At 64.4% G+C, this 11,583-nt stretch carries 8 protein-coding genes; 3 read left to right on the top strand and 5 right to left on the bottom strand.

Annotated elements, in window-relative coordinates; all coding sequences use genetic code 11:
- Positions 1–315 precede the first annotated feature (315 nt).
- From APH25_RS24415 to APH25_RS24395, 5 genes are all read right to left on the bottom strand, one after another.
- Positions 316–2,361: a PhoX family phosphatase gene (locus tag APH25_RS24415; protein ID WP_060483644.1), complete on the bottom strand. Its 2,046-nt coding sequence runs from the start codon at positions 2,359–2,361 to the stop codon at positions 316–318.
- 166 nt (positions 2,362–2,527) lie between these two features.
- Positions 2,528–7,045: a hemagglutinin repeat-containing protein gene (locus tag APH25_RS24410; protein ID WP_060483643.1), complete on the bottom strand. Its 4,518-nt coding sequence runs from the start codon at positions 7,043–7,045 to the stop codon at positions 2,528–2,530.
- Between the two features lie 27 nt (positions 7,046–7,072).
- Complete coding sequence (locus APH25_RS24405; protein WP_060483642.1) at positions 7,073–8,755, bottom strand: ShlB/FhaC/HecB family hemolysin secretion/activation protein; 1,683 nt, start codon at positions 8,753–8,755, stop codon at positions 7,073–7,075.
- 161 nt (positions 8,756–8,916) lie between these two features.
- Positions 8,917–9,471 (bottom strand): murein L,D-transpeptidase family protein, encoded by a 555-nt coding sequence (locus APH25_RS24400; RefSeq protein WP_060483641.1) that lies wholly within the window; start codon positions 9,469–9,471, stop codon positions 8,917–8,919.
- Positions 9,472–9,497: 26 nt separating this feature from the next.
- On the bottom strand, positions 9,498–10,052 hold the full coding sequence (locus APH25_RS24395) for an NUDIX hydrolase (RefSeq protein ID WP_060483640.1): 555 nt from the start codon (positions 10,050–10,052) through the stop codon (positions 9,498–9,500).
- A gap of 124 nt (positions 10,053–10,176) precedes the next feature.
- On the opposite strand from APH25_RS24395, the gene APH25_RS24390 reads away from it, so the two are divergent.
- From APH25_RS24390 to APH25_RS24380, 3 genes are read left to right on the top strand one after another with little or no spacing between them, the layout of a single operon-like run.
- On the top strand, positions 10,177–10,824 hold the full coding sequence (locus tag APH25_RS24390) for a CoA pyrophosphatase (RefSeq protein WP_042141540.1): 648 nt from the start codon (positions 10,177–10,179) through the stop codon (positions 10,822–10,824).
- Positions 10,821–11,345, top strand: a complete 525-nt coding sequence (locus APH25_RS24385; protein ID WP_060483639.1) for a gamma carbonic anhydrase family protein — start codon at positions 10,821–10,823, stop codon at positions 11,343–11,345. The genes APH25_RS24390 and APH25_RS24385 overlap by 4 nt, the downstream gene beginning before the upstream one ends.
- Positions 11,338–11,532 carry a DUF1289 domain-containing protein gene (locus APH25_RS24380; protein WP_028634838.1) on the top strand — a complete coding sequence of 65 codons (195 nt, stop codon included), beginning with the start codon at positions 11,338–11,340 and terminating at the stop codon, positions 11,530–11,532. The genes APH25_RS24385 and APH25_RS24380 overlap by 8 nt, the downstream gene beginning before the upstream one ends.
- Positions 11,533–11,583 lie beyond the last annotated feature (51 nt).

The following is an 11,583-nucleotide window of genomic DNA, read 5'->3' as shown; positions in this document are numbered from 1 at the left end:
TGTCTGCTCAGTGTGTCCGCCCACACGCTGTAAGTTTGAAGTTTGAAGTTTGAAGTTTGAAGTTTGAAGTTTGAAGTTTGAAGTTTGAAGTTTAGGTTTGAAGTTTGAAGTTTAGGTTTGAAGTTGTTTGCTGTTCGTGGGTTTTCATGGCAAGCATAGTCCATGTGCGATGGTGGCCCTTATTCACCTTTTCGCTCTTACGGCGAGTTACTTTGGCCAAGACCCAAGTAACCCGCCGTAAGGGCGGAAAGGTGACTAAGCGCCACCTGCGCTAATAAATGTTCACGTGATGCGCGCGCCCCCACTGAACGCATCTCAGGCAGTACCAATCTCCCCGCCGTCATCACGTTGAATCACCACTGTCGAAGACCTAGGGCGAACCCGAGTGCCCTGAGGTGTCGCATCGGTGGCTTTGTCAGTCGAAGGCCAGTTCCCCGGGTGCTGAATGTTGATGAACAGCGTCTTGTTGTCCGGCGTGAAGGTAATCCCCGTCACCTCGCAATCATTAGGCCCCACAAAAAACCGCCGCAAGTCGGCCTGGTTGTGAGCACTCACCGGCACCTGCTCGCCATTGTCGTCCACCAGTTGCGTGGGGATCACCGCCAGTAGCTGGTCGTTGGTGTAGTCCGTGACCGTGGCCTCGCTGTTGTCCGTCTCGAACCACAGCACGCCCCGGCTATCGAAACTCATGCCGTCAGGGCTGGCGAACTGGTTAAGCTCGGTCAGGCCGGAGCGGTTGATGTCGGCGTTGCCGCCAGCATTGGCCCCGAACACGAAGATGTCCCAGGTGAAGCTGGCATGGTCGCTGCTGTCGTGCCAGCGGATGATATGGCCATGCCGGTTGGGGCCGCGTGGGTTGGCTGCGTCGGCCTGGGCCGGCGTGCGAACGCTGTTGTTGGTCAGGGTCAGGTAGGCATCGCCATTGAGCGGGTTGACGGCGGTCCATTCCGGTCGGTCCATCGGCGTTGCACCCACCGCATCCCCCGCGCCGCGCGTATTGAGGATGATGCCCGGCAGGTCCCCATACAGCGCCCCCAGGGTACTGCCACTGGTGGTCACGGTGGAGGGGTCCAGCAACAGCCACACCCCGGTGCCGTCGGCATCGAAGCGGGCTACGTACAACTTGCCGTGGTCGAGGTATTTGTTGCCGGTGGCCAGGCGATCCATCGGGTTGGCGTCGGCAGGGTCCCAGACGGCACTGGATACCCACTTGTACAGGTACTCATTGTTGGAATCGTCACCCATGTACCAGACCAACGGTTTACCCGCCACGGCGAGGCCCGGGCAGCAGCCTTCGTGGCGGAAACGGCCGAGGGCGGTACGCTTGGTGGCCAGAGTACTGCTGTTGTAAGGGTCGATCTCGACGATGTAACCGAAGGTACTGGCCTCGTTGCGGTAGTCGCCGTTGGCGCTGGCGGCTTTGGGGGTGATGTCGAAACGGGCGAATTCGCCGTCAACCTCGGTGCGGTCACCGGCGGCGGTTTCCCAACCGTACTGGCCGCCGCTGGTGCCTACGCCGATGCGGCGCTGGTCTTCAGGGCGCGTGCCCTTGTTGACGAAGATGCCCGGCCAGTTCTCTTCGCAGGTCAGATAGGTGCCCCATGGTGTGTAGCCGTTACCGCAGTTGTTGTTGGTGCCGCGGCAATGGGTACCGGCGGGGGAGTACGGGGTGCGTACGTGAGCGCTGCCGCGCATCGGCCCGCTGATCTGCATGCGCGAAGCCGTAGTGAAGCGTCGGTTCAATGGGTCGTTGTCCACCACCTGCCAGCGGCCCTGGGTTTTCTTCAGGCGTACCACGCCCGCCCCGTGGGCGTTGATCTCCTTGCGCACCTCTTCGGCCGGGCGTTTGCCGTTGGCATCCTTGGTGGGCCCGGTGGGGTGCAGGGCGGCGGTGTCGATGTACTCGAAATTGATCGCCAGCAGGCCATCGTCCGAGCTGCCATTGATCGGAAAGAAATGCATGCCATCGTGGTGCATGCCCATGGCATTGGCCTGGTCGTGGGAGGTGTTGCTGCCGTCCGCTTTCCAGGGGTTGGCCGCGTGGTTGAGCGGCGTGCCCCAGGGAGCCAGCACGTAGGCGGTGTAGCCGGGGGCAATGGTGCAGGCGTCGGTGCGTGAGCCAGGGATGGACTGGAAGCCCAGTGACAACTTGGGTTGTACAGGTTTGCCGGTTGGCGGTGCACTGCCGGGGCGGTCACCCCCCAGGCACCCGGCCAGGCCGGTGCCGGCGATCATGCCGACAGCGGCGGCCAGGCTGCCGCGTATCACGGTGCGGCGGCTCAGGTAGGCATCCATGACCGTGGCCATCGGCAGGTTGGTGCTGTGGTTCCTGTCCAGGTTGTCGCCGGTGTCACGACTCATCAAAGTGTCCTTTTTATGGCTGAGTTGAACCAGACCGCACTCTAGTGCGTGAATGTGACGTCCGGGTTTCAGGTTTGTTAAAGGGGCAGCCGTAGTCGGCAGGTCCGCGCTGAAGTCGATGGGGGCGCTGGCCCCCATCGCGAGCGCTGCTAGCGCCTACCGCACACTACTTCCCGCCTGTGCTGGAGGCCCACTGCTCGCTGCGGTTGTGCCCACTGGTGCGCAGCAACCCGAGGTCCAGGGGAGATTCCCCTGCGGCAGCCCCTTTGCCCTTGGCGATATCGGCCAGGGCGGTGCCCAGGTCTACCGGGGAATTGGAAGCATCCACCGAGACATCCCGGCGATAGTCACTGCCATTCAATGTTTCCTGGGTAACCGCAGCCGCGTCGAGCCGCACGTCGCCCCGGGCCGACTGCAACCGGGCGCCGACCAGGTGGGCATTACCCCCCACATTCAACGCGATGCCTTCGCTGCCTTTGAGTACCGCCTGCTGGCCGACGGTGTCACGTTGCGCGTGGGAAACGTCCAGGCGCAGGGTTGGCGATAAACCCGGGTCCACCTTGCCCAGTGCCGAGCCCGCCTTCTCGGACACTTTGCTGCCAAAAGGCCCCGCCAGCGAGGTGGCGGCATTCACATACCCCTGCGGGTTCTTTTCATGGCTGAGCCTGGCGTCGCCCTTGATGCTGAGGGTGTCCACGCTGTCCTTGAGGCTGGCAACGCGCAGGTCGCCTTCGATCGTGCCGTCGATTTTCCCGGCCTCCAGGCTCACGCCCTGAAGCTCAGCGTTGCCCCGGCTGTTCAGGCTGATGTGGTCGGCACGCAGGTTGCCGGCGTTCCAGGTCAGGTTGTCGCGCTTGTCCAGGTCTACCTTGACCCGGCCGTGCAAACCTCGGGTGTCCAGGTTGCCGGTGCTGCTATTGAAGCCAGCACCTGCGGTGACGTGCAGGTTGTCGCGCACATCCTGGTTGGACGAAGCCTCAAGCCGGATACCGCCGTTGGCCGCATCCAGGGCGATCTGCTGGGCGCTGGCCTGCAGGCCCTGGACGTTTACGGCAACCTCTTCGCGTGCCGTGCTGCCCACGCTGAGCTTACCGCTGCTTGTAAAACGCGCATCCACAGCCTCGCGCACATCCTCCTGCTGCTTGCCATGGCTGAAATGGCCGCCGATGGCACCGCCTTTGCTGGTGCCGGTTTTCAACGCCAGCTCAAGGCCGCCGCCCAGGTTGCTACCGCTGGCCTGCTGAGTACTGCTTGCGGCCTTCACCTGCAGCAGGCCACCGCTGTGCAGGGTGATGTCGCCGGCCGGGGCCTCGCGGCTGCCAATGCGCGTGCCTTCGAGCAGCAGGTCGCCCTGGCTGGTCAGGCGCACCTCGCCCTGGCTGTCGATCTGGCCAACTTGGGCTGTGCCTTGCGTACGCTGCTGGCTGGCGTGGTCGAGGTAGCCGCGGCCGTCGACGCCGGTGCTGCCAGGGCGGTTACCCACCTTGGCCCAGGCATTGCCCTCCAGCTGGCGCGACTGCTGTTGGGCGGTGTCAGTGGCTTGGGTAAAGGCCAATGTACCCTGGCTGTGAATACGTACGTCGCCGCTGCCGCCATCCAGGCGCGTGCCCTCGTAGCGGCCATCGCTGCCAAGCTGCACCTGGATACCCCGTTTGCCATACAGGCTGCCGGCCACCGCGGTGCTAGCCGTGCTCTGCTGGGCCAGCGACCCACCGTTACCCGCTATCCGTACATTCATGTCCTTGCCGCTGCTGGTGTCCACCCGCGCATCCCCGGCGAAGTTCAGGCGTTGCTCGCTGCGCTGCTCGGTGTTGGCGGCTGCTGTCATGTGGTGCTGTTGCGCCTGGATCTGCAAGGTGCCGGTGTCCGCCTGCCAGCGGGTGCCTTGATCCATCAGGCTGTCGGCCTTGACCTGCACGTCGGCACCGGAAAACGCGCTGACCTGGGCGAAGCCACGGCGCTGGTTTTCCAGGTGCTTGAGGTGTTCGACTGTCATGTCCGCGCCGATGCTGGGGGCGACCATGGCATCTTCCGGGGAAGCCTGCTGGAAGCGGGCAGCCTCCTGGCCCAGCACCAGCCGTTCGATGGGGCGGGTCAGGTCGCGGTACTCCAGGCTTGCGCCCAGGCTGGCAGACCAGTCGTTGCGGTTTTTTTCGTGTTCATAGGTATCGTGCACGGCGCGGTTCTCGATCTGTTTTGCGGTAACGTCCAGCGTGTTGCCAGCCTTCACCCGTGCGGCCTCGGTCACCAGCGTATCGCTGTGCAGGCGCAGGTTGCCGCCGGCCTGCAACTCGCTGTGCTGCACCTGGGTTTGCTGCTCGTGCTCGTCGCTGCGGTTGTGATGGCCATTGAACTGGCTGCCCAGGCGGTCGATACCCCCGCTTACGGCGAGGCTGCCGCCGCTCTGGGTGTCGGAGCGGGTGGTGTCCTGGCTGTCATGGGTGGCGACCAATACAATCTTCTGGGCGTTGGCTTCCAGGTCCCCGGTGGAGGCGGTGACCTTGGAGCCATTGACGTGCAACTGTGCGCCGCTACCCAGGCTGACTGACGCCCCCCTGAGTTCGCTGCCCACCTGATGGGTTTCCCGGTGCTGGCCGGTGCTGGTGCTCACCTCATAGCCCAGCCCGGCGGTGTACTGCCGCGATCCCGGCTTGTCGCCTTGCGCTGCCTGGGTTTCGCGGGCGTGGCCACTGAAGCCGCGTTGCTGGGTACGGGTTTCGCTTTCATCGACGGTTTGCACGCTGTCGACCACCAGGTCGCCCTTGGCCTCGATGCCAAGGTGTTGCCCGGCCTCGACCTTGGAGCCTTGAATTCGCAGTTCTTCTGCGCTGGCCAGTCGCAGGTTGGTAGCAGAACCTACATCGCTGCTCAGCACCTGTTCCTTACGTTCGGTGCTGTTGCCTTCGCTGGCGATCAGGCCGAACAGCTTGCTGTCGCGATGATGGTCGGTGCGGGTGTGGGTGTCCCGGTCTGCCTCGATCGCCAGGGCGCCTTTCTGGCTGTAGAGCGTGGCGCCCTGCTGGCCGAACACCTTGCTGCCCTTGAGGGTAACGGTGTCTGCGCTGATGCTGAGCGCGCCGTCACTGGTGATGCTGCTACCGGCAACCCGCTTGCCGTCACTGTCATTGCCTTTGCGATCGCCGAAGAATGCGCCAGACACCAGGTCGCCGCGGTAATCCCGTCGGGTTCCCCGATCCTGCAATTGCGCAGTGGCCACGTTCGCCTGGCTGGCGGTGATCGCCAAGTCGCCGCGGCTGTGAAGGCTGCTGCCCTGCACGTTGAGCTTGCCGGCAGCGTTAAGGGTCATCTGCCCGGCGTCCAGCGTGCTGCCTTGTGCGTTTTGCGTATAGGTGTCGCTGTCGCGGTCGCCGCGCCAGAGGTCCTTGCGATGGCGTATCTGTTCCTCCACCCGCTGGCTATCGATACCGGCAAGCACCTCCAGGTTGCCGCCGCTTTCGATGCGCAGCCCGTTGCCGGCCTGTAGCTGGGCGGCAGTCATGCGCAGGTCGCCGCCCGACTGCAGGGCCAGGCTGTCATCGGCCTGCAGCCGGGTACCCTGTTGTTTGACGTCAGTGGTGGTGGTATTGCGGCTGTAGGTTTCGCGGGTGACGAAAAGAAACTGCTTGTTCCAGTTGTCAGTGTCCCGGGTCACGCGCTCCAGGGCCTGGGCGTCGAGGGTCAGTTTTTTGCCTGCCCGCGCTTCGATGTGCTGGGCCTTCGCTTCCAGTCCCGCCAAGGTCAGGTCATCGCTGGCGGTCAGCTTCAGCGTGCCTTGCGCACTGTGCAGCAGGGCAGGGCTGCTGGCAGTGCCGCTGACCTGCAGATTACCGGCTGACTGGATCTGTACGCCTTCGGTGGCTTCGACCCGTGGCGCCTGTACCCGCACCCCCGCGCCCTCTGCAGTACTGACCACGCGTATGCGCCCGGCCTGCATGGCGCCGAACAGGCTGGCATCGATGCTGGACGGGGTGCCGGGCAAGTGCTGGACGATATCGCCCGTGCTGCGGTCGATGCGGTTGCGCCCGGCGGTGATACCCAGGTCGGTGCCGGCGTTCAGCAGGCCCTGGGTGTCGATGCGCGGGGCGATCAGGTCCAAGGCGCCCTCGCGGTTGCTCTGGCCACCGCCCAGTACCCGCAGGCTGCCGCTGGCACCCAGGGTGTCGAGGTACTTCAACTGCTGTTGCTCGATTTCAGGCGTGCCCACCAGAAACCCCGCGCGGGTGGTGTTGATGAAGCTGCCACCGTTGAGGGTGATGCCGTTGGGGTTGGCCAGCAGGTAATCGGCGCGGTGGCCGAACACCTCCTGCGGCCCTTCGATCAGCGAGGCGTTGCGGCTGATCACTTCGTTGAGGATGGTCGAGGCCGCCTGGCCCTGGAACTGCGGGTTGGCAGCCAGGGCGCCCGCCAGCTGCGATTGCCCGGGGGCGGTAGCGTTGTTCAGTACCAGCCCGGCGTTGCCCACGTTGTAGTCGCTGAACTGGTTGTGCGACAGCCCATTGGCATTGGGTGGCACGATCTCGATCACCGGCACCCCGTGACTTGGGTTGATGACCGGTGTTCCGCCAGGGCCGCTTGCAGCTTCCAGGCCACCATGGGCCAGGGCGCTGGCAGAGCCGAGTACCACCAGGAATATGGCCCAGCGCAAGGTGTCTGGGCGTATGCAGTGGGGCGAGGGTGTTTTCATGTTCTTGTTCTCATTGTTGGGGGTGAATCAGATCGTCAGGGCCCAGTCCAGCACCCAGAACCCAGGTTCCAGGCGTCGGCCAGGCAAGTCGCTGGCATGCAGCGCGCGTTGGTAGTCCAGGCGCAGCCGGCTCCCGGGCAGGCTCAGCTCGACACCTGCGGCGGCCCCGGCCAGGCGCTGGGGCGATGAGCCGGGCAGGGTGCGGGCCCAGCCCAGGTCCACGCCTAGATAGGGGCGTATCTGCAGGGCTGGGTTGAAGGCGTGGGGCAGGGCCTGGCTGACGGTGTTGCGCCACACAGCGCTGCTGCTGCCGGAATAGGTGCGCAGCCGGAACCCGCGCACGGCGGTGTCGTCACTGACCAGCAACTGCTCGACGGCAGGCAAGGCGTCGTCGCTGTACTGCAGCGCCACTTCACTTTGCCAGCGCCACGGCCAGTCGGCCGGGCCCTGGCGCAGGTGCAGCAGGTTGGCGCGGTACTTGCGAAAGTCTGGGCGCAGGCGCTGAACGCCGATTGGCGAGCGGTCGGCACCGAATGCACCGATCCCCTGGGCAACACCCAGGTAGGCATTCCAAAGCCCCTGCTCAAGCCACAGCAGATTGACCCCGGCCTCCAGCGTGGCCAGCGTCGGGCTTTGCTGCACGATGACTGCGCCGGCACTGCGGTTGGTCAGTTGCTTGCGGTCCAGCCGGACGCTGGCGCTGAGCATGCCGCGCGGGCCGCGCCACAGCACCCGTTCGGCACTCAGGCTGTGGTAGCGGCTGCTGCCATCGGCCACTTGGTGGCTACCCGGTAGCGGGGCCTTGTAGCGCAGCCGGCTGGCACTCATGGCGAAGGTCCAGGGGCCGTAGGGGATGCTGTAGTACAGCGTCAGGCCCCGGCTGTTGCCGGGTGCCCCGAAGACTGTGCGGCTGAGAGAGACACGCAGGTCGTCATTCAGGCCCAGCGGGCTGTCCAGCCCCAGGCCCGTGGTCAGGCGATGGCGGCCGGTCTGGTCGCTGCCACGGTTATCGAAGCGGTTGTCCAGGTGCCAGGGTGATGCCACTTTGCGCGGCTGTACCACCACCTGTGTGGCGCCTGGCAATGTGCCGGGCAGCAAATCCGCACCCAGGTCGTAGGCCCGCAGGCGGTTGAGCTGGTCCAGCCCTTGTTCCAGCTGGGGCAGGTACAGGGGCTGGCCAAGCATGTCGGGGAAGGCGCTGGACAACGACAGCGGCAACTCGGGGCCGGCGAGCTCGATGGACTCGACAAAGCCCTCCACCACACCGATACGCAGGGGCGCACCGCTGCGCGGCGTTTGCGCCAGGTAGGGTCGGCTGGCAGGAAAGCCCGCGGCCACGTATTGCCCGGTAAGGGCCCGCAGCAGGCCGTCGATGTCGGCGGGGCCCATGCAGGCCGTAACGGAGCGCCGTACAGTGTCGGCCAGCAGCGTTTCTGGCAGTTGGTGGTTGCCTGCAATCTGCACGCCGCGGATGGCCCAGCAAGGCTGGTGGGCAGGTGCTGTGGCGGGCCCGGGTGAGGTTTCGCTGGGTTCGCGTTTGCCCTGCCAGCGCTCAAGGCGTTGTTGCTGCTGCAGGTCGCGCAGGTTCTGCTGCTGCTCCCGCAGTTGCCAGCTGGCGGTGTCGCCGCTGGCAACCCCGGGCATGCACAGCAGCACCGCGAGGCAGGCAGCCAGCAGCCAGCCGGCGTTCGGGCGTCTGTGGTTCGGCATTTTAAGCACCCCGCTGTTGCAGTACGGGCTCCGTACTCGATTGCGTGGATGCTAAAAGGCGGGCTATTCGTCTGGATGCCGTCCCTTGCCTAAGCGATTGTCAGGCAGATTCCAGCGAGATGGTGGGAGGTTTCCTACAGCCTGCGCCGAATGGCGCTCTATCAAGGCCGAATCTCGATCATGGTCCCGTCGCGCACCAGGCTCCAGACTTCCTGCATGTCGTGGTTGCGCATGGCAATGCAGCCGTCGGTCCAGTCCAGGGTGTGGAAGTACCATTCCGGGTATTCATCGTTGATCGGCGTGCCGTGGATCATGATCATGCTGCCGGCACTGACCCCTTCGCGGCGGGCACGGGCGGCATCGGTGACGTTGGGGTAGTCGATATGCATGGCGAGGTTGAAACGCTCGCTCTGCTTGCGCCAGTCCAGCCAGTAGAAGCCTTCGGGGGTTTTCTTGTCGCCCTCGCGCTCTTTCGGGCCTTTGGGCTGTTTGCCCAGGGAAATGCGGTAGGTTTTCAGCGGTTCCCCACGGCTTATCAGCTGCAGGCGCCGCTCGGACTTGATCACCAGCACCTTGTCGATCAAAGGTTGCACCGGCTGCGCCGCGCGCGGCAGCGCCTGCGCGGCAGGTGCCGGCTTGCGGATGATGGTTTCGGTGAAGGCCGCCTGGGACACCGAAGTCACGCAAAGGCAGAACAAGGCAAGCAACCAGCGCATGTAACGGTATCCCTGAAGGCTCTGAGCTAGGTGGAGGAAGACGCAAGGTTCATCGGCGGCACGTACTCATGGCCAATGGGGAAGTGCTGCCCAGTGCGGTCGCGATAGTAGCATTCTAATGTGCGCGCCACGGTCCGGAAAGCCAGGGCCTGCCACGGGATCTCGTGCTCTTCGAACAGCCGCACTTCCAGGCTCTCGGCGCCGATGGCCACGTCCAGGTCTGCCAGCTGTGCCCGGAAGAACACGTGCACCTGGTTGATGTGCGGCAGGTCGAACAGCTGGTACAAGGCCATGTCTTTCACCCTGGCACAGGCTTCCTCGACGGTTTCACGGCGGGCTGCCTGGTCGAGGGTTTCGCCGTTTTCCATGAAGCCTGCCGGCAGCGTCCAGAAGCCTCGACGCGGTTCGATGGCGCGCCGGCACAGCAATACCTGGCTGCCCCAGGTGGCCAGCACGCCGGCGACCACGTTGGGGTTCTGGTAGTGGACCGTGTGACAGGAGGGGCAGACATACCGCAGGCGGCTGTCGCCTTCGGGTACCTGCTGGATGACCGGTTGGCCGCATGCACTGCAGTAATTCATAGGGAGTCCCTTGGTTTGCCCCTATCTTGGCGTGCCGGCCTGGCGCCCGCAAGCGGGCAGGGCTTGGGTGCCTGGCGGCTTTTGGTGCATCATGCAGGGCAGGCCTTGGACACGAGTGTACGCAATGCTGGACGAGCTACTTCGCCGAATGAGCAACCACCAACCTGCCACGCTGGAAACCGACCGACGGTTCCCGGAAGCGGCGGTGCTCTTGCCCATTACCCGCAGCGAAGCGCCCGAACTGGTCCTCACCTTGCGAGCCCAGGGGTTGTCCACCCACGGTGGCGAAGTCGCCTTCCCTGGTGGCCGCCGCGACCCGGAAGACCCGGACCTGGTGTTCACCGCCCTGCGGGAGGCCGAAGAGGAGATTGGCCTGCCACCCGGGCTGGTGGAGGTGCTCGGCCCTCTTAGCCCGCTGATTTCCCTGCATGGTTTGAAGGTGACACCGTTTGTCGGGGTTATCCCCGACTTTGTCGAATACCGTGCCAACGACGCCGAGATCGCGGCAGTATTCACCGTGCCGCTCGAGTTTTTCCGCCAGGACCCTCGCGACCATACCCACCGCATCGATTACCAAGGGCGCAGCTGGTACGTGCCCAGCTACCGCTATGGTGAATACAAGATCTGGGGGTTGTCGGCGATCATGATCGTCGAACTGGTCAACCTGCTGTTCGATGCCGGCATCAGCCTGCACCACCCGCCCGAGCGTTACCCCGACAAACGAGCAGGGCCCACCCTGCCATCTGCATCCCAGCCTGAGGAACAACCATGAAATACCGCCTGGGCGACCTGCGGGTCGAAAGCCACCCCACCAGTTGGGCTGCACCCAACGCCACGCTGATCGGCAATGTGCGCCTGCAGGCCGACGCCAGCGTCTGGTTCGGCGCCGTGCTGCGTGGCGACAACGAGCTGATCGACATCGGTGAGGGCAGCAATGTGCAGGATGGCACGGTGATGCATACCGATATGGGTTCGCCGCTTACCCTGGGCAAGGGCGTCACGGTGGGCCACAACGCCATGCTGCATGGTTGCACGGTGGGGGACTACAGCCTGGTTGGTATTAACGCAGTCATTCTCAATGGTGCGCGCATCGGCAAGCACTGCATCATCGGCGCCAATGCGCTGATTGCCGAAGGCAAGGAGATCCCCGACGGCTCGTTGGTGATGGGGTCACCGGGCAAGGTGGTACGCGAACTCACCGAACAGCAAAAGCGCATGCTCGAGGCCAGTGCGGCGCACTACGTGCACAATGCCCAGCGCTATGCTCGTGAGCTGGTGGTTGACGATGAATGACACGCCGGTGCGCCCGGTAGCGTCACCGTGTGTGAACATCTGCGCGCTGGATGAACAGGATATCTGCACCGGCTGCCAGCGCAGCGTGGCCGAAATCAGCCGCTGGGGGCGGATGAACGACGACGAGCGGCGCGCGGTGCTCAAGCTGTGCCACGAGCGGGCCTTGCAGACCGGGCTTATCCTCTAGTCGTTGCCTTCCTCGCATTCTGAGCTGTGCAATACCTGTGGAAGCAACTGT

This window comes from Pseudomonas sp. NBRC 111119 (assembly GCF_001320125.1).
Taxonomy (GTDB): domain Bacteria; phylum Pseudomonadota; class Gammaproteobacteria; order Pseudomonadales; family Pseudomonadaceae; genus Aquipseudomonas; species Aquipseudomonas parafulva.
Note: the sequence above shows the minus strand (reverse complement) of the source record. Positions and strands in the feature narration are given on the sequence as shown.

What these genes read in the sequence shown, in the direction of transcription:
- APH25_RS24415 (WP_060483644.1), bottom strand. Translation starts at nt 2,361, where the DNA reads ATGAGTCGTGACACCGGCGACAACCTGGACAGGAACCACAGCACCAAC.
- APH25_RS24410 (WP_060483643.1), bottom strand. Translation starts at nt 7,045, where the DNA reads ATGAAAACACCCTCGCCCCACTGCATACGCCCAGACACCTTGCGCTGG.
- APH25_RS24405 (WP_060483642.1), bottom strand. Translation starts at nt 8,755, where the DNA reads ATGCCGAACCACAGACGCCCGAACGCCGGCTGGCTGCTGGCTGCCTGC.
- APH25_RS24400 (WP_060483641.1), bottom strand. Translation starts at nt 9,471, where the DNA reads ATGCGCTGGTTGCTTGCCTTGTTCTGCCTTTGCGTGACTTCGGTGTCC.
- APH25_RS24395 (WP_060483640.1), bottom strand. Translation starts at nt 10,052, where the DNA reads ATGAATTACTGCAGTGCATGCGGCCAACCGGTCATCCAGCAGGTACCC.
- APH25_RS24390 (WP_042141540.1), top strand. Translation starts at nt 10,177, where the DNA reads ATGCTGGACGAGCTACTTCGCCGAATGAGCAACCACCAACCTGCCACG.
- APH25_RS24385 (WP_060483639.1), top strand. Translation starts at nt 10,821, where the DNA reads ATGAAATACCGCCTGGGCGACCTGCGGGTCGAAAGCCACCCCACCAGT.
- APH25_RS24380 (WP_028634838.1), top strand. Translation starts at nt 11,338, where the DNA reads ATGAATGACACGCCGGTGCGCCCGGTAGCGTCACCGTGTGTGAACATC.